The sequence below is a fragment of the Arsenicicoccus sp. UBA7492 genome (genome assembly GCF_002479615.1).
GTDB classification, from domain to species: Bacteria; Actinomycetota; Actinomycetes; order Actinomycetales; family Dermatophilaceae; genus Arsenicicoccus; species Arsenicicoccus bolidensis.
On the sequence record NZ_DLOE01000043.1, the window covers coordinates 111132 to 132910 of the forward strand.

A 21779-nucleotide genomic window follows, 5' to 3' on the forward strand; every position below is an offset into this window, starting at 1 on the left:
GCGGGTCACCAGTTGGCGAAGGACCCCCGGAAGATCGCCGCGACGTCGTCCTCGGTCACGTCCTTGGGCGCGGCGGCGAGCAGGCGCTGCTGCTTCATCGTGCCGCCGACGAGGTGGTCCACGTCGCTCTCGTCGTAGCCGACGGCGGCCAACCAATCGGGGATCCCGATGTCGCGCATCAGCCGGGCGAGGACGGTCGGGAGGAGGTCGGCCGGGTCGTCGGTCATCTCGGCCTGCGGGTCGAGCATGCGGGCGGCCTCGACGTGACGCTGCGGGTTGGTGTCGAAGGTGAAGCGGAAGGCCTCCGGAGCCGTCAGCGACACCGACATCCCGTGCGGCACCATCGGCTCCTCGCGGGGGTAGCCCTCCGGGTGGAAGTCCTTGACCCGGCCCGCGATCGGGTAGGCGTTGGCGTGCGGGATGTGCACGCCGGCGTTGCCGAACCCCATGCCCGCGAAGGTCGAGGCCAGGGCCATGTCGGTGCGGGCCTGCTCGTCGTCACCGTGGTGCACCGCCCGCCGGAAGGACGTGGCGAGCAGCTGCATCGCGCGGCTGGACCACATGTCCGAGACCGGGTTCGCGCCGCAGTAGGGAACGCGCTCCTCGGGCGTCTTGCGCTCGTAGGTCGTGTAGGGCCTCGCGGTCCAGCTCTCGAGCGCGTGGCACAGGATGTCCATGCCCGCGCTCGCGGTCACGCCCGCCGGCTGGGTGAGCGTGAGCCGCGGGTCGACGACCGCCATGGTGGGGCGCAGCGCGGCGTGGCTGATCCCGGTCTTGACCTGCTGCTCGAGGACGTCGAGCACGCAGATCGTGGTGCTCTCCGCGCCCGTCCCGGTGGTCGTGGGGACCGCCACGAGCGGGTGCAACGGCTGGGACGGCGCCCGTCCCTGACCGACCGGCACGTTGACGTAGTCCATCAGCTCGCCGGGGTTGGTGGTGAGCAGGTTGATCGCCTTGGCGGTGTCGATGCTCGAGCCGCCGCCCACCGCGACGTAGGCGTCGAACGGTCCGGCGGCACGCGCGTGGTCGATAGCATGCTGGAAGCTCGCGTCCGTGGGCTCCACGTGCACCTGGTCGTAGACCAGCGCCTCGATCCCGAACGTCGCCATCTGGTCCGCGACGCGCTGGGGCGTGCCGGTCGCCGCGATGCCGGGATCGGTCACCACGAGCACGCGCCTCCCGCCCGTGAGGGACAGGTCGTAGCCGATCTCCTCCGAGGCGCCGTTGCCGAACTTCAGCCGGGGGGCGCCATACGTGAAGATGCTCTCGGGGTCGGCGGGGTGATAGCTCATGGTGCTTGCTCCTGCGTGTCGCGTAGCTGTCGTCGGAGGATCTTGCCGGTGGTCGTCTTGGGCAGCTCGTCGACGATCTCCACCGCGCGGGGGTACTTGTAGGCGGCCATGCGCTCCCGGGCCCAGGCCACGATCTCCTCGCCCGTGACGGTCACGCCCGGGACGAGGGAGACGAACGCCTTGACGGTCTCGCCGCGATAGTCGTCGGGCACCCCCACGACCGCGACCTCACGGACCGCGTCGTGGGAGTACAGGACGTCCTCGACCTCGCGCGGCCACACCTTGTAGCCGGCGGCGTTGATCATGTCCTTCTTGCGGTCGACCAGGAAGAACCAGCCCTCGGGGGTCATGATCCCCACGTCGCCGGTGCGCAGCTCGCCGTCGCGGATCCCCTCGGCGGTGGCCTCCGGCCGCTGCCAGTAGCCCGGCACCACCTGCGGGCCGCTCGTGGCGAGCTCGCCGGCCTCTCCCGGCGGGAGCGCCTCACCGTCGTCCCCCAGCACGCGAACCGTGGTGCCGCACACCGGAACCCCCACCGAGAGGGCGCCACTGCCTGGATCGACGGGAGCGCGCGCGCCGCGGGGCACGGCGTGCGACGGCGAGCTGGTCTCGGTCAGGCCGTAGATGTTGTGCAGGTAGTGGCCGGTGGCCGCCTCGAACCGGTCGGCCACCGCCGGAGCGATCGGCGCGCCCCCGGAGTAGATGGACCGGAAGCTCGACCAGTCGTCCCGGGCGATCCCGTCGACACCGCTCAGGGCGATGAACGCGGTGACGGATCCGACGGTGAAGGTCGGCCGGTGCTCGCGCATCGCGTCGACCATGACGGCGGCGTCGAACCGATGGGTGAGGACCAGGGACGCCCCGGCCAGCAGCGACAGGCAGACGTGCCCGACGAGACCCGTGATGTGGAACAGCGGGGCCACGCCCAGGACGACGTCGTCGGGGCCGAGGTCCATCCAGGTGCGATAGACCTCGGCGTTGACGACGAGGTTGCCGTGGGTGTTCATCGCACCCTTGGGCTCGCCGGTGGTGCCGGAGGTGTAGGTGAGGACGGCGACCTCGTCGCTGCCGGGCTCCGCCCGCGGCAGGGTGACGCCGCCGGTCGCACGCGCCCGGTCCAGGATCTCGCGCAGCGGCACCGCTCCCGCGGTCGAGGTGCCAGCCGTGGTGCTCATCACGCGGGTGTCGTCGCGCGTCTGGTCGTCGGTGGCAGCCACCGTGATCACGCAACGCACCTGGGTCGCGCCCGACCCCACCAAGGGTGCGGCCACCGACTCCCACAGCTCGTCGAGGCAGACCAGCGCCGTCGCACCGGAGTCACCCAGCAGGTAGGCCAGCTCGTCCGTCTTGTTCATGGGGTTGACCATCACGGCCACCCCGCGGGCCTTCCACGCGGCCAGCAGCGCCACGACGAACGCGGGGTCGTTCTGGGTGTAGACGGCCAGCCGGTCCCCGGCCGCGAACCCCTCGTCGACGAGGTGCGCGGCCAGGGCCGAGGAGCGGGCGTCGAGGTCTGCGTAGGTGAGGACGCCGTCGAAGTAGCGGATCGCCGGGGCGCCGCCGTCGCGGGCGACGGTCGCGGCGAAGGCCGCCAGCACCGAGCCGTGCCCGGCGTCGATCTCGGCCGGCACGCCCTGGCGGTAGAGCGACAGCCAGGGACGGTCGGTGCTGGTGGTCACTTGATGGCCATGGGGTTGACCGGCGTGCCCGCGGCCTTCGCGACCTTCAGCGGCGCCGCGGCATACATGAAGGTGAACTGCCGGTCCTGCGCGCAGTCGGCAGCGAGCTCCTCCAGGTCGCAGATCTCGGTGAGCGCCACACCCAGGTTGCGCATCAGCGCGCAGTGCAGCGGCAGGGCGGCGCCGTTGTTGGGGTCGTAGGTGATCTCGTTGGCGATCGTGTCGGTCGCCAGGTTGGGGATCTCCATCTCGTGGAACCACCGGACGAGCTCGGGGGAGTAGACCAGCCCCGGCTCGCAGAAGTCGTCGTAGAAGCGCTCGCCCTGGTCGAAGAAGTGCTTGAGGAAGTTGGTGCGCACGACGAGGACGTCGTGCTTCTCGATCGGCGTCCCCTGGTCCTCGGCGCAGGCCACGAGGTCCTCGTGGGTGAAGGTCTCGGCCGGGTCGAGCGCCTCCTTGCCGCGCCAGCGCGCGATGTCGATGAGGATGCCGCGTCCCACGACGCCCCGCTCGGCGATGGGGCCGATGCTGGCCTTGTCGAGCCCGCCGACGGTCGTCCGGGCGTCGTAGCCGTTCCAGATCTGGCCGTCGTACCACACGTGGCCGAGGGCGTCGTACTGCGTGGACCCCTGCAGGAAGGCGTCGATCTTGTCGTCGGCATAGTGCAGCCCGCCGGGGAAGGCCGGTCCGCCCGCGCCCTCGTCTCAGCTCGACTCGTCCAGGATCTGGGTGCGGACCGCCGGCGCGCGACCGGGCCAGACGGGGTCGCCCTTGGGGTGACCGATCATCCGCTGGAGGGTGAATACCCGCCCCGACCTGACGCTCCGGATCCCCCGCATCACCTCGTCGTCGGTCAGGAAGTTCAGGGCACCGACCTCGTCGTCCGGTCCCCACCGGCCCCAGTTGGTTGGTGCGTCCTTGAGCAGCTCGTGCATGGATGGCGTCTCGGTCACGATGTCCTCCGGTGTCTCGTCGTCGAGCGACCGTGCGGTCTGCGCCCGCCGTTGGGCGCTACCAGCTAGTAGATCGTCGCCCGGCCCACCCGTCAACGGGTCGGGGTCGACCACGCGACCTCCGGACGACCCGAGCCCGGTGGCCGCCGCCGTCGGGATGAGGGGCTGCACAGGAGGATATACGTAACCGTATATTAGGGCTATGTCGCCGTCCCTGCGCCCGGTCCCCGCGGTCTCCCCGTTGTCCGCGCTCCAGGGTGCGTTGTCAGGTCTGGCATCGCTGGCGGCCGGTGCGCCCGCGGTCCTGCGCGTGCTCTCCGGGGCTCATGCCCGTCTCCTTCGGTGCTGGGACGGTCGGGTCCCCGACCAGTGGTTCGGCGCCCGGCTGCTCGTCCTGGAGACGATCGGACGGCGCAGCGGACGGCTGCGGAGCACGCCGCTGGTCTTTGTGCGCAGCGGCGAGGACCTGGTGGTCGCCGCCACGAACGCCGGTGCCGACCGGCAGCCCGACTGGTGGTGCAACCTGCGGTCCGCCGGCGAGGCGATCGTGGGCGTCGACGGGCGGCGGGTGCGGGTCGTCCCCCGGGAGAGTCACGGCGCCGAGCGAGACCGCCTGTGGGGGACCCTGGCCCGCCGCGCCCCGATTGAGGCCTATCAGCGTCGGACGACCCGCACCCTGCAGGCCTGTGACCTGCGGGTATGTCGGTAGGCCCCGTGGGGCTCGAACCCACGACCCGCGGATTAAAAGTCCGCTGCTCTGACCAGCTGAGCTAGAGGCCCGTGCACCGCCACCCCGGTGAGGTGGTGGTCGGCGCGAGGAGCCAGTCTAGCCGCGGCGGCGGGTGCTCACCGGTGCGCCTGCTGGGACTGGCCGCGCACGATCTCCTCGGCGACGAGGGAGAGCTTCATGTTGAGCTCCTGGCTCGTCCTGCGCAGCACCTGGAAGGCCTGCTCGTCGTCGATCTTGCGGGCCGCCATGATCAGCCCGACGGCCTTGCCGATGGCGCGGGAGTTGTCCAGGGCCTTGGTCAGGTTGGCGGCCTCGCCGCGGGCGCGCACGGTCATGATGGCGACCGAGGCGAGGGACGCCAGGATGGCGCTCTGGTCGACGGATCGCTGGGTGAGGGCGCCAGGCGTGTCGGAGAAGAGGTCGAGGGCGCCGACCTTGGTGCCGTCGATGAGGAGCCGGCACCCGATCATCCCGCGCACCGGCGTGTCGGCGACGACGCGCGCGGCCAGCTCGGGCCACGCCGTGGGCGTGGACAGGTCCGGGTCGAACTGGACGGCCTCGTCGAGGATCGCGTCGAGGCAGGGTCCGTCGCCGATGCTGACCTCGAGCTCGTCGATCCCCTTGGCGATCGGGTCGGTGGCGGCGACGCTGGTCAGCCGCTCCCGGTCGCGCAGGAGGATGGCCGCGCGGTCGCACCCGTCCACGAGCTCGACGGTGGCGTGGACGATGGCGTCGTAGACGTCCTGCGTGGTGGCGCCGGAGTGGACGATCTCGTTGAGGCGGGCGAAGACCTGCGACGCCTCGGGTGGCAGCTGGTCCATGGGCTCGCTCCTCGATCGGGTCATCGGGGCAATGCTACTCACCGAGCGAACCACGTTCACCTCGTCCCACAGGGTAAGGCTCGTCTCCGCCGGGTACGTGAGAGTCGTGTGGGGCGAACCGGCCTATGAGGCAACACCGGTCGGCGCTCACGCGGTTCAGCCACCAGCCGCGGCCCCACACCTGCTGTCACCTGCCAGCCCGGCTGACCCCCGCGCTGACCCGAACCTGACAAGAACCTGCACCCCAACCCCAACCCGCATCACGACGGAGCGAGGACGACCATGCCCCAGAGCACCCCAGACCTGTCCGCCATCCCGAAGCAGAAGCAGGAGTGGCCCGGCACCGTCGCCGACCTGGACCCGGCGCCCGACCACGGCGAGGCGTCGTGGGTCGGTCGGGATCGTCTGACCGGGAAGCGGATCCTGATCACCGGAGGCGACTCCGGGATCGGCCGTGCGACGGCCGTGGTCGCTGCCAAGGAGGGCGCCAAGGTCGTCGTCACGCACCTGGCCGAGGAGGCCGAGGACGCCCGGGCGACGCAGGCCGCGGTGCAGGAGGCCGGTGGCACCTGCGAGCTGATCGAGGCGGACCTGCGGACGTATGACGAGAACCAGCGCGTGGCGCGGGCCGCCGTCGCGGCCCTGGGCGGCCTGGACGTGCTGATCGCCAACGCGGCCTACCAGATGACCCACGAGCGCATCGAGGACTTCCCGCCGGAGCAGATCGAGCGGACCTTCGCGACCAACGTGTTCGGGCCGTTCTGGCTGGTGCAGGAGCTGGCGGAGGAGCTGCGCGGCGGCTCGATCATCATCACGACCAGCGTCCAGGCCTACAGCCCGTCGGACAACCTGCTCGACTACGCCGGCACCAAGGCGGCGCTCAACAACATGGTCGTCAACCTGGCCGGCCAGCTGGGCGAGCGGGACATCCGCGTCAACGCCGTGGCACCGGGCCCGATCTGGACGCCGCTGATCCCGGCGACCATGCCCGTGGAGAAGGTCGAGGGCTTCGGCTCCGACACCCCGCTCGGTCGCGCCGGTCACCCGGTCGAGGTGGCGGCGGCCTATGTCTTCCTGGCGTCGGACGAGGCGAGCTATGTCTCCGGGACGGTCCTCGGCGTGACGGGCGGCAAGCCGGTCTTCTGACGGGCTGGGCTCGGGTCGGTCACGCCGGCCCGAGCCCCCGCTCGCGGTGGCCGATCTCGTGCTCCGCGTCGGCGGTCGCGTCACGCAGCCGGTCCAGGACCTCGGTGACCACGGCGAGCTGCTCGGGCGAGTAGTCGTCCAGGACGTCCCGGAACCCGTCCGTCATGGGCTCGAACAGGTGGCTGCTGTCCTCGAAGGTCCGATCGGTCGGGACGAGCAGGACGCGCCGGCCGTCGTCGCCGGCGCGGGTGCGCTGCACGTGGCCGGCTCGCTCCATCCGGTGGAGCATCGCGCTGACCGCGGCGGGGGAGAGGCCCAGGGTGCGGCCGAGGTCGCCGGCGCCCATCGGTGCCCCATGCTCGGCGGCCCGCCGCACCACGGCGACCGCGTGCAGGTCCGCGGTGTGGTGGCCGGTCTGTCGCGCCACCGCGGCGACGTACGAGTTGACCTGCAGGCCGAGCCGGCGGACGGCGTCGCCCACCTCGCTGACGAGGTGGTCCGTCGGCGTCTGCTGGGATCGCTGCTGCGGATCCGGCTGTGGCTGGTGGCGGTTGACCATGACGTATTTCGATGGTGGAATGACTCGACCGTCGAAAGAACCTTTCTTGCGACGAGGGCGTGGTCTGCAAGGGCAGGCGGCCCGATCCTACTTCCCAGGAGGTTGGACCGTATGTCGGACCGTCAGACCGACGTCATCGTGGTCGGCGCAGGCCTGGCGGGGCTCTCCGCTGCCTGCCACCTGCGAGGACGTGGCCACCACGTGACCCTCGTCGAGCGTGACGCCGGCCCCGGAGGGCGCGCCGGGCGCTCCCGCCACGAGGGCTACACCTTCGACACCGGCCCCACCGTGATGACCATGCCGGACCTGCTCGACCAGGCGTTGCGCGCCGTGGGGACCAGCGTCGCCGACAGCGTCCCCATGCGAGCCCTGGACCCCGCCTACCGTGCGACCTTCCACGACGGCAGCACCATCCACGTGCGCCACGGCCACGAGGCGATGCGCGACGAGATCCGGCGCACCTGCGGCAGCGTCGACGCCGCCGCCTACGACGGCTTCGTCACCTGGTTGCGCGAGCTCTACGCCGTCGAGATGCCGCACTTCATCGAGCGGAACTTCGACTCCGTGGCCGACATGCTGACCGAGCCGCGCGCCGTCGCCCGCCTCCTGCGCCTCGGGCCGCTGCGGCGCCTCGGGCCGCTGATCCGGGACCGTTTCCAGGACCCTCGCCTGCACCGGCTGTTCACCTTCCAGGCGATGTATGCCGGGCTGCCGCCCGAGTCCGCCCTCGCCATCTACGCGGTCATCACCTACATGGACACGGTCGAGGGGGTCTACTTCCCCGAGGGCGGCATGGGGGCGATCCCGGTGGCCATGGCCGCCGCGGCCGAGCGCGCCGGCGTGCAGGTGCGCTACGGCGCCGAGGTCGCCCGGCTGCTGCGCTCCGGCACCGACGCCCAGGGCGTCGCCGGGGGCGCCGTGACCGGCGTCGAGCTGGTCGACGGCGAGCGCCTCCACGCCCCGGTGGTGGTCTGCACGCTCGACCTGCCGGTGGCCTACGAGCGGTTGCTGCCGGGGCTGCGGCCGCCGCGCGCGGTGCGCAAGGGCACCTACTCCCCGTCCGCGGTCGTGTGGCACGTGGGCACGGGATCGCCGGTGGGAGAGCAGTTCTCGCACCACAACATCCACTTCGGCGAGCAGTGGAACGAGTCCTTCGACGCGCTGCTGGGCCGCAAGCAGCTCATGCCGGACCCCTCGCGCCTCGTGACCGTCCCCACCGTCACCGAGCCGGCGCTCGCCGCCCCCGGTGGCTCCACGCTCTACGTCCTCGAGCCCGTCCCCAACCTCGAGGGCGGCCAGGACTGGGACCGCGAGTCCGGCCCGATGCGCGAGCGGCTCCACGCCTTCCTCGGCGCCCAGGGCTATCCCACGGACGTCGTCGCCGAGGAGCTGTGGACCCCGGCCGACTGGGCGCGGATCGGCCACGCCCGCGGCACGCCGTTCGCCCTCGCCCACACCGTCACCCAGACCGGGCCGCTGCGACCGTCCAACCTCGAGCGCCGGGTCCCCGGCCTCGTCTTCGCCGGGTCGAGCACGATCCCCGGCGTCGGCGTCCCGATGGTCCTGGTCAGCGGCAAGCTCGCAGCCGACCGCGTCGATGCGCTGGCGGCGGCACCGGGAGGCGCTCGGTGAGCGCCCCGGCCGCCACGCCGGCCACCGCACCCCTGGCCCCCCTCGAGCGCGAGGGCTACCGCCGGTGCGCCGCGATCACGCGCCGCCACGGCACCACCTACTACTGGGGCGTGGCCCTGCTCCCCGTCGAGCGGCGACGTCACGTGCACGCGGTCTATGCCCTGTGCCGCGCGGCCGACGACATCGTCGACGAGCCGGGAGCGACCACGCCCGGGCAGGTCCGCGACACCGAGCGGCGGCTCGCGGCCTTCCGGCATACGGTCCTGGAGGCCGTCGACGGCGCCCCGGTGGAGGATCCCGTGCTGGCGGCCGTCGTCCGGACCCTGCGCAGCTGTGCGCTCGAGCAGGCCGTCCTCGACCGCTTCTTCGGGGCGATGGCGGCCGACCTCACGACGACGCGCTACGAGACCTGGGAGGACCTGCTCGGCTACATGGACGGGTCCGCGGCCGTGATCGGCGAGATGATGCTTCCCGTGCTGCGACCCACGACGCCCGACGCCCTCGCCCCCGCCCGTGCGCTCGGCCTGGCCTTCCAGCTGACCAACTTCATCCGGGACGTGGCCGAGGACCTCGACCGCGGCCGGGTCTACCTGCCGCAGGCCGACCTGCGCGCCCACGGGGCCGACCCCGCGCTGCGCCGGGTCACCCCGCAGTGGCGGTCCTTCATGGCCGAGCAGATCGAGCGCAACCGCGGGCTGTATGCCGAGGCCGACCGCGGCATCCCGATGCTGCCCGACACGTCGGCGCGCTGCGTGGCGACCGCCCGCACCCTCTACTCCCAGATCCTCGACCGGATCGAGGCGGCGGACCACGACGTCTTCACCGAGCGCGTGCGCGTGCCGACCCGGATCAAGGCCGCGACGGCCGCGGCAGCCCTGGTGCGGCGGCCCAGGGGAGCGGGGGCGTGAGCGGACTGGCCGGGCTCGAGGGGCTCGCCTACCTCGCCTGTCTGCTCGTGTCGCTGGCCGGGGTCGCGACCATCGACCGACGGTGGCGGCTCTTCGTCTGGGACCGCCCTCGCGCAGCGGTGGTGGTGCTGGTCGTGGGGCTCGCGTACTTCGTCCTGTGGGACCTCGCCGGCATCGCGCTCGGGCTCTTCCACCGGGGCGACACGCGCTGGATGACCGGCCTGCAGGTCGCCCCCGAGCTGCCCGTCGAGGAGCTGTTCTTCCTCGTGCTGCTGTGCTGGTCGACGATGTGCCTGTGGTGCGGCGGGCGGCGCTGGGCCCGTCACCGGGGGGACGCGCGATGACCTTCGCCCTCGTCAACCTGGTCATGCTGGGCCTCGCCGTCGTGGGGGCTGCCGTGGCGCTGCGGGCGTCGGGCCGTCGTGGCGGTGTGGGGCGTCGGGACCCGTGGCTGCGCCCCCTGCTGCTCACGCTCGTCGGGCTGGCCCTGCTCACGGTCGTCTTCGACAACCTGATGATCGCCGCCGACCTGTTCGACTACGGCGACCAGCACCGCAGCGGGCTCCAGCTCGGGCTCGCCCCCGTGGAGGACCTCGCCTACCCGTTGGGCGCCGCCATACTGCTGCCGGCCCTGTGGGTCTGGTTGCGGGACAAGGAGATCCGGCGATGAGTCAGCAGAGCCAGCAGAGTCGGCTGGGGCGCCTGGTCGCCTCCTCCCGCCCGCTCAGCTGGGTCAACACGGCCTACCCCTTCGGGGCGGCCTACCTGCTCACCGCCGGGCGGCTGGACCTGCGGGCCGTCGTCGGGATCGTCTTCTTCCTCGTCCCCTACAACCTGCTCATGTATGGCGTGAATGACGTCTTCGACTACGAGTCCGACCTGCGCAACCCCCGCAAGGGCGGCGTGGAGGGCATCGTCCTGGACCGGTCGCTGCACCGACTGACGCTGTGGGCCGCCGTGCTGCTGCCCGTGCCGTTCGTGCTCTGGCTGCTCGCGCACGGGTCGCTCGCGGCCGGGATCGTGCTGGCGGTGTCGGTCGCAGCGGTCGTGGCCTACTCCGCGCCCGGGCTGCGGTTCAAGGAGCGGGCGTTCGTCGACTCGATGACCTCGAGCACCCACTTCGTGTCGCCCGCGGTCTACGGCGTCGTGCTGGCGGGGGTCGCCCTGCCCTGGCAGGGCTGGGTCGTGCTGCTCGCGTACTTCCTGTGGGGGATGGCGAGCCACGCGTTCGGGGCTGTGCAGGACGTCACGGCGGATCGCGCCGCCGGGATCGGGTCGGTCGCGACCGTCATCGGGGCGCAGGCCACCGTGCGGCTCAGCGCCAGGCTGTATGCCGCGACCGGGCTCCTGCTCGCCACCACGGGACGCTGGGGCCTGCTGGCCGCGCTGCTCGTCCTGCCCTACCTGTGGATGGTGTGGCCCTATCGCTCGCTCTCCGACGAGGAGGCGCCGCGCGCCAACGGTGGGTGGCGCAGGTTCCTGTGGATCAACTACGTCGTGGGGTTCCTGCTGACCCAGCTGCTGATCGCTCGCTGGCTGGTCGGCTGACCCGCGTCGCGACCAGGGCGGCCACGAGCCCCCCGACCCCGTCCGCGACCAGGTCGGTGAGCGAGTCGGCATACGTGACGTGGATGGCGGGGTCGACCCAGAGGTGACCGGCCCACTCACCGAGCTCCCAGATGACGCCGAGCAGGAGGACGGCGAGGGTGGTGCTCATGACGGTGCCGAGGGCGGGGCGGGGCCGGCGCGTCGGCAGGTGCAGCAGGAGCAGGGCGATCACGGCCCCGCAGCCGGCGTGGGCCACCAGGTCGAGTCCGCGGACCTGGTCGTAGGTCCCGGCCGCGGCCCACCACCCGGAGGCCAGCAGGACGACCTGCGCGACGAGGTCGGTGGGGGTGTCGGCGTCGACGAAGCGCAGGGCCATCGCCCCGCCCAGCACCAGGAACATCGCGGCCGCGGCCGGGCCGCCGTGCAGCGTCCACGCCAGCGGGACCGTGACGGCCGCGACGAGGCGCAGGAGATCGCCCCAGCGCCACCGGCCCTGGCCGACCAGCCAGTCGTGCCGCGTCACGAGGCCGGGCGCCGGAGGTCTCGGACCGCCGGCGGGAGCGCTGCCGGGTCGCCGACGGGCCAGTCGCGCGGGTCGTCCGGCAGGTCCGCGAGCAGCGCGACCTGGTCCGCGCACCACGGCGACACCGTGGTCGACCCGTCGAGGACGCCGTCGCGCAGCTCGGGCCAGGGCACCCACCACGCGTCGTCGACCTCGGTGGGGTCGGGCGCGAGGTCGGTCGCCGCTCCGACGAGCTCGGCGACGTGGACCGGGCACAGCTCGTGCTCGACGACGCCGTCCATCTCGGCGCGGTAGGCGAAGCCGGGGAGCACCACCCGGGCGACGCCGATGCGCAGCCCCAGCTCGTCGGCGGCCCGCCGCGCGACCGCCGCGGCGAGGTCCTCGCCGGGCGCCGGGTGGCCGCAGACGGAGTTGGTCACGACCCCGGGGAAGGTCGCCTTGTCGCGCGCCCGGCGGGTGACCAGCACCCGCCCCTGGTCGTCGACGACGTAGCAGGAGAACGCCAGGTGCAGGGGCGTGCTCTCGTGGTGGACGGCGCGCTTGGGGGCGGTGCCGATGGCGTGGCCGGCCGCGTCGAGCAGGACGACCTGCTCGGCGCCGGGGGTGTCCGGGACGGCCGGTCGCGCCGGGAGGCCGGGACCGATGGGCACGCCCAGCCGGTCGACCCACCTCAGCCCCGGGGACCCGCCCGAGGCCCACCCGTGGCGCAGCGTGCGCATCGCCATCCGGACGCGGCGCGAGGCCTGGCTGGGGGAGTGGAACATCCGGCCCGCCACTTCGACCCGGAGGCAGGGGTCGAGGACGATCCGGGCGCGCGGCCCGAGCGCGAGGCTGAGGTCGAGGTCGTCGTGCAGCTCGGGGTCGTCGCGGGTCACGAGATGGCGCACGCGCTCCCAGGCGCTGCGCCGCAGCGCCATGTTGGACCCCCACAGCGGTATGCCGGCCATGGCCGCACCCGTCGCGGCGAAGGTCCCGGCCAGGTAGGCCACGGTGGCCAGCGGCGCGAGGCGCGGGGCGAGGTCGTAGAAGACGCCGGGACCCGTGAGCCCGTCGAGGTGCTCGTCGCTCGCGAACCGGCCCGCGACCCGGGCCACCCAGTCGCGTGGCAGCCGGGAGTCCGCGTCGCAGCGCGCGATCACCTCACCGGTCGCGCTGTCGTAGCCCCGGGCCGCCGCGGCGGGCACCCCCACCACGGGCTCGGTGACCACGCGGGCGCCATACGACCGGGCGAGGGCGGCGGAGCCGTCGGAGCTGCCGTTGTCGACGACGACCACCTCCCACGGGGCGACGGACTGCCGGGCGAGGTCTGTGAGGCAGCGGCGCAGGTGCTCCGCATCGTCGCGGACGGGGACGACCACCGACACGCGGGGCAGCGAGGTCGTCGGGTCGGATCGTTCCATGACCGAAAGATATCCCGATAGGGTGAGGTCATGGAGCACTGGCGCGAGGCCTTCGCACGTCATCTGCAGGCCGAGCGCTCGGCCGCTGGTGCGCAGGACCCGTCCGCCCGGACGCGTCGCCGCGTGGTCGCCGCGCTCACCGTCGTCGTGGCTGCCTCGGTCCTGGCCTGGGCGCTGCGGATCAAGCCCGGCGACGAGCTCTTCTACCCCGCCACCCTCGGCCTCGCGGCCGTCCTGCTCGTCGGCGCCCTCGTCGCCGGTCGCCCCCTGCGTGCCACCGAGGAGCTCGGCAAGCGCCGGGCACCTCTCCTGGTGCTCGTCGGGCTCGGCGTCGGGGCCGTGCTCCTCGTCGTGTTCCTGATCGGCGCCGGGATCGTCGCCCAGGTGCCGGCGCTCCGCGAGCCCGTCGAGCAGCTGCTGGCCCACGCTCGCTGGGGCTCGCTGCCCATCGTCGTGGCGATCACGGCGCTTAACGGCGTGGTCGAGGAGCTGTTCTACCGCGGGGCGCTCTACGACGCCTTCGGCGGACGTTGGGCGGTGGTGGGCAGCACCGTGGTCTACACCGTCGTGACGGCGCTGGCCGGCATACCCCTGCTCGCGCTCGCCGGGCTGCTCGTCGGGCTCGCCGTCGCCGTCCTGCGCCGCCTCACCCAGGGCGTGCTCGCCCCCATCGTCGCCCACCTGACCTGGTCGATCGGCATGCTCCTGCTGCTCGGCCCCACCCTCGAGCTCTTGGAGATGTCATGACTGCTGCTCACCCGGAGACCCGTCTCGGGCTCGTCACCGGCGCCACCGGCTATGTCGGCGGCCAGGTCGTCGGCGCGCTGATCGAGCGCGGCTGGCGGGTGCGCGTCCTGTCGCGCAGCGCCGACAAGGTCCGCGACGCCGAGTGGGGCGACGCCGTCGTCGACGGCACGGCCGGGCCCGGTCAGGTCGAGGTGGTCGAGGGCGACGCGTCCTCCCCCGAGGACCTGGCGACGGCGCTGCGGGACGTCGACGTCGCGTGGTACCTCCTGCACTCGATGGGGGACGGCGACGACTTCCAGGACGAGGAGCGGTCCATGGCCGAGGCGTTCGCGACCGCAGCCCGCGAGGCGTCCGTGTCGCGCATCGTCTATCTCGGTGGGCTGCACCCCGAGGGCGAGGAGCTGTCCGAGCACCTCGCGTCGCGGGTCGAGGTCGGCGAGATCCTGCTCGGGTCGGGCGTCCCCACGGCGGCGCTGCAGGCCGGGGTGGTGCTGGGTGACGGGTCGCAGTCCTTCGTGATGCTGCGGCACCTGTCCGAGCGGCTCCCGGGGGCGATCGCGCCCAGCTGGCTGCGCAACACCATCGCGCCGATCGCCGTCGACGACGCGCTGCACTACCTCGTCGCCGCGGCTGACCTGCCGGCCGACGTCAACCGGACCTTTGACATCGCCGGGCCGGACGTCGTCAGCTATGCCGACATGATGAAGCGCTATGCCTCCGCCCTCGGCCTCGGGCCGCGCCTCGTCCTGACCGCGCCGGTCACGACCCCGCGGGCCGCCGCGCGCTGGATCGGGCTCGTGACGCCGGTGGACTACGAGCTGGCCAAGCCGCTCGTGGGGTCGCTGCTGCATGACACCGTCGCGTCCGAGCACGACCTCGCCGACCTGGTGGGCGAGCCCAGCGGTGGGGCAACGGGATTCGAGGAGGCCGTGCGTCGCGCGGCCCGGGGGTCGGACACCCGGCGTTGGCGCCGAACGCTGGCCTGGACGGGTGCCGCCGTGACCGCCACCGCGGTCGTGGGCTCGCTCGTCACCGACCCCAGCAGCCGGTGGTACCGCCACCTGTCCAAGCCCTCCTGGCAGCCCCCGTCGTGGGCCTTCCCGGTGGCCTGGACCGCGCTGTATGCCGACATCGCCCTCGTCTCCGCCCTCACGATCGCGGACCTGCAGGAGTCCGGCCGCGAGGACGAGGCCCGGGAGTACGCCGTGGCGCTCGGGACCAACCTGGTGCTCAACGCCGGGTGGAGCGCGCTGTTCTTCGGCGCGAAGCAGCTGCGGGTGTCGACGGTCGAGGCCGTGGCTCTCGCCGCCAGCTCGGCCGACCTGGTGCGGCGCGCGGCCGGGGCCAGCCCCGAGAAGGGGGTCATCCTCGCGCCATACGCGGCGTGGACGGCCTTTGCCGCAGCACTGACCGCCGAGCTCACGCGCCGCAACGCCTAGCCGGACCGAGCGCAGCGATGGGTTGACCGCTCAGCGGCTCGCGTGCGTTCAGCGGCGCTGATAGACCTCTCGCCGGTGGCCGACCGCCAGGACCAGGACGACGAGGACGCCGTCGTGGATCTCGTACACGATGCGGTAGTCCCCGGTCCGCACCCTCCACTCGCCGTCTCCGCCGACCAGCTTCTTCGCGCTCGGAGGACGGGGGTCGGACGCCAGGAGCTCCACGGCGGCCTGAACACGCCGGCGTGCGGCGCCATCGAGCTTGCGGAGCTGTCGGGCTGCAGCGGGGCTCAGCTCGATGCGGTAGCTCATGCCAGGCCCAGGTCCGCCTTGACCTGGTCCCACGGGACGGCGCCCTCGGAGGTCATCTCGCTGCGGGCAGCGCGGGCTGCCTGGATGTCGGCCAGGTCCTCGGCGGCCTCGATGAGGCGGTCGAGGTCGTCGGCATCGATGACGGCCGCGACCCGCTGCCCGCGTCGCGTGAGATAGACGGGGTCGTGGCGCACCCGTGCCTCGTCGACGACATCGGCAAGTCGCGCGCGGGCGTCGCTGACGGTGAGTTCGGTCATGACACCATGGTGCGCCGGAAACGCTGAGATGTACATCGAAGCGCTGCCGCTAGCTGCGCCGGGTCTCCTCGTAGCGCCGCAGCGCCTGTCGCCGCTCCTCTGCGTGGTCCACGACGGGCTCGGGATAGCCGTGCGCGTAGCCGTCGAGGACCTTCCACGGCTCGTGCACGGCCTTGCCGGCGACGTGGGCCAGCTCGGGCACGTAGCGGCGGACGTAGTCGCCCTGCGGGTCCCAGCGCTTGCCCTGCTCGACCGGGTTGAACACCCGGAAGTAGGGGGCGGCGTCGGTGCCGGTGCCCGCCGCCCACTGCCAGCCGTGGTTGTTGGAGGCGAGGTCGCCGTCGACCAGCAGGTCCAGGAAGTGGCGGGCGCCGTGGGGCCACCAGATGTGCAGGTCCTTGACCAGGAAGGACGCCGTGACCATGCGAAGCCGGTTGTGCATCCAGCCTTCGCGTGCGAGCTGGCGCATCCCGGCGTCCACCATGGGATAGCCGGTCCGCCCCGCGCGCCACGCGTCCAGGAGCCCGGCGGCGTCCTCGTCGGTGGCGGGGTCGGCATACGGCATCGACGACAGCTCCCGGCGCAGGTCGCCCCAGGCGGAGTCGGGCCGCTGCCACAGCACGTCCGCGTAGAACTCGCGCCAGCACAGCTCGTTGACATAGCGCTGCGCCGAGTCGCCCTGTGCTGCAGGGTGCCTCGCGAGGTCGTGCAGCAGCGTGCGCGGGTGGATGGTGCCGTGCTTGAGGTGCATCGACATCCGCGAGGTGCCGTCCAGGTCGGGGCGGTCGCGGTCCTCGCCATAGGTCTCGAGCGGGCCGTCGAGGAAGTCCGCCCAGGCCGCCCGCGCCGCGTCCTCGCCGACCGGGTGCATCGGCTCGACGTCCGGCAGGGGGTCGGAGTCCACGTCGGCGTGCCAGTGCAGGTCCGTCGGGACGGGGGCGGGGGCCGGCCAGCCGTGGTCGCGCCAGGCCCGCGAGAACGGCGTGAACACCTTGTACGGCGTGCCCGAGCCGGTCGTGAGGGTGCCGGGGCCGACGGCATACGGGCATCCCCTGGCGACCATCGCCACGTCGGCGGACTCGAGGGCGGCGCGCACCTGCTCGTCCCGGCGCCGGCCGTAGGGCGTGGCCTCGGCCGACACGTGCACCCGACGCGCCCCCACCTCGGCGGCGACGGCCGGCACGACCTGCTCGGGGCGTCCGCGTCGGACCACGAGGGCACCGTCGGTGGCCTCCCGCAGCGCCCGGACCGCGCCGAGATAGGCGTCGCGGCGCGGCCCGCCGGCCCGGTCGAGGGCGGGGTCGACGACCACCAGGGGCAGCACGGAGCCGTCCTCGGTCGCGGCCATCAGGGCGGGGTGGTCGTGCAGCCGCAGGTCGCGGCGCAGCCACAGCACGCTGGTCACGGGGTGGCTCCTCCTTCCGGGGATCCGCCTGAGGTCGTCACGTCCGCCTGGGGTGCGAACCCAGACGGACGTGACGACCTGACGTAGGTCAGGACGGGTCGACCGAGCCGGTGTCGGCCTTGCCGTCCTCGTGGATCTGCTCGGCGAGCTGGTCGACGTCGGCCTCGGCCACGTCCACCCCCGCCTCGTCGAAGCCCTCGCGCAGCTCCTGCGCCACGGTCTGCTCCTCGGCGCCCTCCTGCCAGGACTCGACGCGCTCCACGACGTTGTCGACGGCCTCGTCCTTGGCCGCCTGGACCTCGTTGGGGTTCTCGCTCATCTGTCTCTCCTTGCTGTCTGGATCGGTGGAGCCGCTCGGCCGGTCACGCCGGGCGGGTGAGGCGTGGGACCGTCAGAGGTCGACCGTCTCGTTGTCACCCTCGACGCGCTTGCCCGTCACGGCGGACTTGACCAGGTTGGCGAGCTGGACGACCTTGCTGCCACCGGGCGCGTCCCAGTACTCCGCGGTGTCCCCCGTGACCTCGATCAGGATGTTCTCGGGGTTCTCCGGACCGCCCTCCATCCACGCGCCGGTGAACGTGCCCCACAGCTCCTCGAGCTTGGCGCGGTCGTCGACGACGCGGGCCGTGCCGGACAGGGACACCCACGAGCCGTTGCCGGCATACGCGAGGTTGACCTGCGGGTTGGCCTGCAGGTCGCGGACCTTCTCGGTGTTGCGCTCGGCGATGAACCACACGGTGCCCGTGAAGTCGACGTCCTGCGTCGCCATCGGGCGGGACACCAGGCGGCCGGTCGCGTCGGCCTGGGTCATCATCGCGATGCGGGTGCTCTTGATGATCTCGGCGACCTTGTCGTGCTGCTCGTCGGTCATGGTGCTCTCCTCTTCATCGGTGGTGGTGCTGGTGTGGTCAGGTCCTGGGCCGCCTGGTAGGCAGGGCGGCGCAGCACCCGCACCCAGGTCGGTGGGCGCAGCCCGGCGAGTGGCCGGTCCACCGGCGTGAACCGCAGCGGACGGTCCTCGCCCCACGGCCCGTCGAGCTCGAGCCGGCCGACCCGGTGCCAGCGGTCGTGGGTGCCCGACCAGGACAGGTCGTATGCCGACCGGCCCGCCGGGTCGAGCCGCAGCCACACGGCGCCGCGGGGGCCGAGCTGGGGCAGGAGCGTGGTGAGCGGGCCGCCGTCCTCGCGCAGGTGCGGCCTGAGCAGCCACCGGGTGAGCCCGCCGGTGCCGGTGGACGCGAGGAGGAGGTCGGCGGGGCCGCCGTCGTCGGCCGCCCCCTCGATGCGCACGGCGACGCCCATCACGTCGGGCCCGTGGTGGGCGAGCGACATGGCTCGCGAGCGGCGCACCGTGCAGCGGTGGTGGTCGGGGTGGTCGAGCAGCGGCACGCCGGACCCCGGTGCGTCGGCCGTCACGGTGAGCGTGCCCGTCGCGACGCGCCCGAAAGCATGCAGCGGCTTGTCGCGCCGTGCCACCGCCACCGCGCCCAGTCCCGCGGCGAGGCCCAGCCCGCCGGCGGCTGAGCCGACCAGCCGCAGCACCTGGAGCGCGCGCGGCAAGCGCCGGGCGGTCATGACGAGCCTGGCTGGTGCAGGGCGCGGACGGCGTCGACGGTGTCGGCCTCGGCGGCGGTCTTGTCGTCGCGGTAGCGCAGCACCCGGGCGAACCGCAGGGCCATCCCCGCCGGGTAGCGCCGGGAGGTCTGCACCCCGTCGATCGCGATCTCGACGACCTGCTCAGGGCGCACGTGCACCACGTGCCCGGAGCGGGAGGTCTCGAGCGCGAGGAAGCGCTCGGTCTGCCAGGCCAGCATCTCGTCGGTCATGCCCTTGAAGGTCTTGCCGAGCATGACGAAGCCGCCGGTCTCGGGGTCCCGCGCGCCGAGGTGGATGTTGCTGAGCAGCCCGGAGCGTCGCCCGCTGCCCCACTCCACGGCGAGCACCACCAGGTCGAAGGTGTGCCGCGGCTTGACCTTGATCCATCCGCTGCCACGGCGGCCGGCGGCATACCGGGTCTCGGGGTCCTTGACCACGACCCCCTCGTGCCCGGCGGCGACCAGGTCGGCGAAGAACGCGGTGGCCGCCTCCCCGTCGCCCGTCAGGAGGGAGGGGACGAGGTGGTCGGGGGCGATGCGCCGCAGGGTCGCGTCCCGCTCGTGCTGCGGCTCGTCGACGAGGTCGGTCCCGTCGAGGTGCAGCACGTCGAACAGGTAGGTGGTCAGCGGGGTCCGCTCCCGCAGCGCCTCGACGTCGGCGGAGGAGGCGGTCCGGGCACCGGTGACCTGGAAGGGGTGGGGTCGCCCGTCGGGGCGCAGCGCGATCGCCTCGCCGTCGAGCACGACCCGTCGCACGTCGAGCGAGCGCGCGACCTCGACGACCTCGGGCACGCGGCCGGTGATGTCGTCCAGGCTGCGGGTGTAGACGCGGATGTCGTCGCCGTCCCGGTGCACCTGGATGCGGATGCCGTCGAGCTTGCACTGGACGACCCGCTCGCCGCCGGTCTCGTCGAAGGCCTCGGCGACGCTGGGCGCCGACCCGGCCAGCATGGGCCGCACCGGGCGCCCGACCTCGAGCCCGATCGCGTCGACGGCCTCCGCACCACCCGTGGCGGCGGCCTCGGCCACCGGACCCAGGTGGCCGGCCATCATGGCGCCCCGGCGCACCACGGCCTCGGGGAGGTCGTATGCCGCCGCGACGGCCGCCACGAGGGATCCGTCCTGCGCGCCGTGGCGCAGCTCGCCGACGAGCAGCGCCCGCAGGAACTCCTGCTCGTCGGCGGTCGCCGTCTCGAGCAGCGTGGTGAGGGCCTGCGCGCGGGCGGCCGCGGACCCGGCCCCGGACAGGCCGGCGAGCTGCGTGGCCGCCCGGTCGACGTCCTGCACGGTCAGGCTGGCCTCGGCCGCCGGCGACGGCGGGGTGCTGATCGCGCGGTAGCCGACGCCGACGCGCCCCTGCGGCAGCACGCCGGCGAGGTGCGCGGCCACGACGCCGACCTCCTTGGGCTCGGCGCGACGCAGGACCTCGGCGAGCAGGGTCGTCTTGGCCGTGCGGGACCTCGTCGCGGCCACGGCGTGCGAGGCGGCGACCAGGTCGGCATACGGCAGGGTCATGCGCGGTGGTGCTCGTTGTTGCGGCGGGCGGCGCGCGTGCCGAGGGTGGTGAGGACCTCCACGACGGGGTTGCCGAGGCGGCGTCGCGCCTCGTGGCCGCTGATGGTCTGCCCGTCGCCCGTGCCCGAGGGGAGGATGCGGGACATGAGCCCGAGCGCCCGGACCGTGGTGCTGGGCAGGAGTCCGGCGACGCGGGCGCCGACCTTGCTGAGCGGGGAGAGCAGCGCGACGGGGTCGCCAGCCAGGGTCGCGTCGACCATCTGCTCGGCGGCACGCTCGGCGCTCACCGACAGCAGCGGGAGGGAGGCGCCGGGGGCGAACCAGGCGTACTCCTTGGCCTGGTCCCCGATGAACTGGGCCTGCAGGTGCGAGCCCGTGCGCATGAGGCCGGGGACGAGCGCGGTCGCGGTGACCCCGGTGCCGGCCAGCTCGGCGTGCAGCCCCTCGGTGAAGCCCACCGCCCCGAACTTGGCCGTGCTGTAGGGCAGCAGGTGCGGCACGCTGATCTTGCCGCCGATGGAGGTGACGACGCCGATGCGACCGCGGCGGCGGGCGCGCATCGCCGGGAGCACGGCGAGGGAGAGGTTGATCGGACCCCAGAGCATGACGTCGATCGCCTGCTCGAAGTGGCTGCGGTCGGTGGCCTCGAGCGGCCCGACCTGGATGATCCCGGCGACGTGCATGGCCACCGTGATCGGGCCGACCTCGCGCTCGACCTCGGCGATCATCTGCTCGACGCGCTCGTGGTCGGTGACGTCGCAGACATAGGTGTGCGCGTCGGCGCCCTCGGCCGTCAGCTGCGCGCGGGCGTCGTCGAGCTCGTCCTGGTTACGGGCGCAGATCGCCACGCGGAAGCCGCGGCGGCCCAGCTCGTGGGCCACCAGCAGGCCGAGGCCGCGGGAGGCGCCGGCCACGAGGGCGACCGGCTGCTGCCCGCCCATGAGGTCGCGGGCGGAGTCGGTCGTCGGGGACATGACGGTCTGGGCTGCGCTGCTCATGACCTTCGCCATACCACTTCCACGATGGAACAAACCCCCGACCTACCTCAGGTAGTCACATCCACCCGCCTTCGCCCGCCAGGCGGATGTGTCGAGGGTGGGTCGACGTGTCGAAGGCCGGTCGATGTGCCCCAGGCCGGTCGATGTGTCCCAGACCGGTCGATGTGCGGCCGGTCCGCGGCCTGCTCGTATGGCGGCACCGCCCGTCTGGGCCTGCCGCCGACGTCTCGGCTGCCGTTCCCCGTCTCGGCTGCCGCTCCCCGTCTCGGCTGCCGCTCCCCGTCTCGGCTGCCGCTCCCCGTCTCGGGCTGCCGCACAAG

25 protein-coding genes and 1 tRNA gene are annotated in these 21779 nt (G+C 73.1%); 9 read left to right on the top strand and 17 right to left on the bottom strand.

Annotated features, from left to right (window positions below; genetic code table 11):
- Window positions 1-5 precede the first annotated feature (5 nt).
- Genes B4E97_RS12960 through B4E97_RS12975 form a run of 4 tightly spaced genes read right to left on the bottom strand, consistent with a single transcriptional unit; the run spans window position 6 to window position 4095 of the window.
- Window positions 6-1292 (bottom strand): hydroxyacid-oxoacid transhydrogenase, encoded by a 1287-nt coding sequence (locus B4E97_RS12960; RefSeq protein ID WP_286960138.1) that lies wholly within the window; start codon window positions 1290-1292, stop codon window positions 6-8.
- A complete protein-coding gene (locus B4E97_RS12965; RefSeq protein WP_286960140.1) occupies window positions 1289-2971 on the bottom strand; it encodes an AMP-binding protein in 1683 nt (560 codons plus the stop codon). Before B4E97_RS12965 ends, B4E97_RS12960 begins: the two co-directional genes overlap by 4 nt.
- On the bottom strand, window positions 2968-3639 hold the full coding sequence (locus tag B4E97_RS12970) for a cyclase family protein (protein WP_313535057.1): 672 nt from the start codon (window positions 3637-3639) through the stop codon (window positions 2968-2970). Before B4E97_RS12970 ends, B4E97_RS12965 begins: the two co-directional genes overlap by 4 nt.
- Window positions 3640-3675: 36 nt before the next feature.
- The gene (locus tag B4E97_RS12975; RefSeq protein WP_239261331.1) at window positions 3676-4095 is read right to left on the bottom strand and encodes a hypothetical protein; all 420 of its coding nucleotides are present in this window, start codon (window positions 4093-4095) and stop codon (window positions 3676-3678) included.
- Window positions 4096-4126: 31 nt separating this feature from the next.
- Between B4E97_RS12975 and B4E97_RS12980 the strand changes: the two genes are divergently transcribed.
- Window positions 4127-4633, top strand: a complete 507-nt coding sequence (locus tag B4E97_RS12980) for a nitroreductase/quinone reductase family protein (RefSeq protein WP_286960142.1) — start codon at window positions 4127-4129, stop codon at window positions 4631-4633.
- Here B4E97_RS12980 and B4E97_RS12985 read toward each other — a convergent pair.
- Both B4E97_RS12985 and B4E97_RS12990 read right to left on the bottom strand, forming a co-directional pair.
- Window positions 4631-4704, bottom strand: a tRNA-Lys gene (locus B4E97_RS12985). The genes B4E97_RS12980 and B4E97_RS12985 overlap by 3 nt on opposite strands.
- A 66-nt stretch (window positions 4705-4770) precedes the next feature.
- Window positions 4771-5475, bottom strand: a complete 705-nt coding sequence (locus B4E97_RS12990) for a GAF and ANTAR domain-containing protein (RefSeq protein ID WP_019286895.1) — start codon at window positions 5473-5475, stop codon at window positions 4771-4773.
- A 282-nt stretch (window positions 5476-5757) separates the two neighbouring features.
- On the opposite strand from B4E97_RS12990, the gene B4E97_RS12995 reads away from it, so the two are divergent.
- Window positions 5758-6621: an SDR family oxidoreductase gene (locus B4E97_RS12995; RefSeq protein ID WP_019286896.1), complete on the top strand. Its 864-nt coding sequence runs from the start codon at window positions 5758-5760 to the stop codon at window positions 6619-6621.
- A gap of 19 nt (window positions 6622-6640) precedes the next feature.
- Here the strand turns inward: B4E97_RS12995 and B4E97_RS13000 are convergent, their stop codons facing one another.
- Window positions 6641-7180, bottom strand: a complete 540-nt coding sequence (locus B4E97_RS13000) for a MarR family winged helix-turn-helix transcriptional regulator (protein WP_286960143.1) — start codon at window positions 7178-7180, stop codon at window positions 6641-6643.
- Between the two features lie 111 nt (window positions 7181-7291).
- On the opposite strand from B4E97_RS13000, the gene B4E97_RS13005 reads away from it, so the two are divergent.
- Genes B4E97_RS13005 through B4E97_RS13025 form a run of 5 tightly spaced genes read left to right on the top strand, consistent with a single transcriptional unit; the run spans window position 7292 to window position 11268 of the window.
- Window positions 7292-8812, top strand: coding sequence for a phytoene desaturase family protein (locus B4E97_RS13005; protein ID WP_286960144.1), 1521 nt, complete (start codon window positions 7292-7294; stop codon window positions 8810-8812).
- Window positions 8809-9720, top strand: a complete 912-nt coding sequence (locus B4E97_RS13010; RefSeq protein ID WP_240483940.1) for a phytoene/squalene synthase family protein — start codon at window positions 8809-8811, stop codon at window positions 9718-9720. The genes B4E97_RS13005 and B4E97_RS13010 overlap by 4 nt, the downstream gene beginning before the upstream one ends.
- Complete coding sequence (locus tag B4E97_RS13015; protein WP_019286900.1) at window positions 9717-10064, top strand: lycopene cyclase domain-containing protein; 348 nt, start codon at window positions 9717-9719, stop codon at window positions 10062-10064. The genes B4E97_RS13010 and B4E97_RS13015 overlap by 4 nt, the downstream gene beginning before the upstream one ends.
- Window positions 10061-10390 (top strand): lycopene cyclase domain-containing protein, encoded by a 330-nt coding sequence (locus tag B4E97_RS13020; protein ID WP_029210761.1) that lies wholly within the window; start codon window positions 10061-10063, stop codon window positions 10388-10390. Before B4E97_RS13015 ends, B4E97_RS13020 begins: the two co-directional genes overlap by 4 nt.
- The gene (locus tag B4E97_RS13025) at window positions 10387-11268 is read left to right on the top strand and encodes a prenyltransferase (RefSeq protein WP_019286902.1); all 882 of its coding nucleotides are present in this window, start codon (window positions 10387-10389) and stop codon (window positions 11266-11268) included. Before B4E97_RS13020 ends, B4E97_RS13025 begins: the two co-directional genes overlap by 4 nt.
- Here B4E97_RS13025 and B4E97_RS13030 read toward each other — a convergent pair.
- Both B4E97_RS13030 and idi read right to left on the bottom strand, forming a co-directional pair.
- On the bottom strand, window positions 11207-11791 hold the full coding sequence (locus B4E97_RS13030; protein ID WP_029210760.1) for a hypothetical protein: 585 nt from the start codon (window positions 11789-11791) through the stop codon (window positions 11207-11209). The genes B4E97_RS13025 and B4E97_RS13030 overlap by 62 nt on opposite strands.
- Window positions 11788-13191, bottom strand: coding sequence for an isopentenyl-diphosphate Delta-isomerase (idi, locus tag B4E97_RS13035; RefSeq protein ID WP_286960145.1), 1404 nt, complete (start codon window positions 13189-13191; stop codon window positions 11788-11790). The genes B4E97_RS13030 and idi overlap by 4 nt, the downstream gene beginning before the upstream one ends.
- Window positions 13192-13221: 30 nt before the next feature.
- On the opposite strand from idi, the gene B4E97_RS13040 reads away from it, so the two are divergent.
- Together B4E97_RS13040 and B4E97_RS13045 are read left to right on the top strand one after the other, a co-directional pair.
- Window positions 13222-13938, top strand: coding sequence for a CPBP family intramembrane glutamic endopeptidase (locus B4E97_RS13040; RefSeq protein WP_286960146.1), 717 nt, complete (start codon window positions 13222-13224; stop codon window positions 13936-13938).
- Entirely contained in the window at window positions 13935-15377 is a 1443-nt protein-coding gene (locus tag B4E97_RS13045) for a tryptophan-rich sensory protein (protein WP_029210758.1), read from the top strand. The genes B4E97_RS13040 and B4E97_RS13045 overlap by 4 nt, the downstream gene beginning before the upstream one ends.
- 48 nt (window positions 15378-15425) lie before the next feature.
- Here B4E97_RS13045 and B4E97_RS13050 read toward each other — a convergent pair whose 3' ends face one another.
- The 8 genes from B4E97_RS13050 to B4E97_RS13085 all read right to left on the bottom strand — a co-directional run bounded on the left by B4E97_RS13050 (window position 15426) and on the right by B4E97_RS13085 (window position 21459).
- Window positions 15426-15689, bottom strand: coding sequence for a type II toxin-antitoxin system RelE family toxin (locus B4E97_RS13050; protein ID WP_019286911.1), 264 nt, complete (start codon window positions 15687-15689; stop codon window positions 15426-15428).
- A complete protein-coding gene (locus B4E97_RS13055) occupies window positions 15686-15946 on the bottom strand; it encodes a type II toxin-antitoxin system Phd/YefM family antitoxin (RefSeq protein WP_029210757.1) in 261 nt (86 codons plus the stop codon). The genes B4E97_RS13050 and B4E97_RS13055 overlap by 4 nt, the downstream gene beginning before the upstream one ends.
- A 49-nt stretch (window positions 15947-15995) precedes the next feature.
- Entirely contained in the window at window positions 15996-17351 is a 1356-nt protein-coding gene (locus B4E97_RS13060) for a cryptochrome/photolyase family protein (protein WP_286960148.1), read from the bottom strand.
- Between the two features lie 88 nt (window positions 17352-17439).
- Window positions 17440-17670: a hypothetical protein gene (locus B4E97_RS13065; protein WP_019286914.1), complete on the bottom strand. Its 231-nt coding sequence runs from the start codon at window positions 17668-17670 to the stop codon at window positions 17440-17442.
- A gap of 72 nt (window positions 17671-17742) precedes the next feature.
- On the bottom strand, window positions 17743-18222 hold the full coding sequence (locus tag B4E97_RS13070) for a pyridoxamine 5'-phosphate oxidase family protein (RefSeq protein ID WP_019286915.1): 480 nt from the start codon (window positions 18220-18222) through the stop codon (window positions 17743-17745).
- Complete coding sequence (locus B4E97_RS13075; protein ID WP_286960150.1) at window positions 18219-18926, bottom strand: phosphodiesterase; 708 nt, start codon at window positions 18924-18926, stop codon at window positions 18219-18221. Before B4E97_RS13075 ends, B4E97_RS13070 begins: the two co-directional genes overlap by 4 nt.
- Window positions 18923-20461, bottom strand: a complete 1539-nt coding sequence (locus B4E97_RS13080; protein ID WP_239261352.1) for an ATP-dependent DNA ligase — start codon at window positions 20459-20461, stop codon at window positions 18923-18925. The genes B4E97_RS13075 and B4E97_RS13080 overlap by 4 nt, the downstream gene beginning before the upstream one ends.
- Window positions 20458-21459 (bottom strand): SDR family NAD(P)-dependent oxidoreductase, encoded by a 1002-nt coding sequence (locus tag B4E97_RS13085; RefSeq protein ID WP_286960151.1) that lies wholly within the window; start codon window positions 21457-21459, stop codon window positions 20458-20460. Before B4E97_RS13085 ends, B4E97_RS13080 begins: the two co-directional genes overlap by 4 nt.
- Between the last annotated feature and the right edge of the window lie 320 nt (window positions 21460-21779).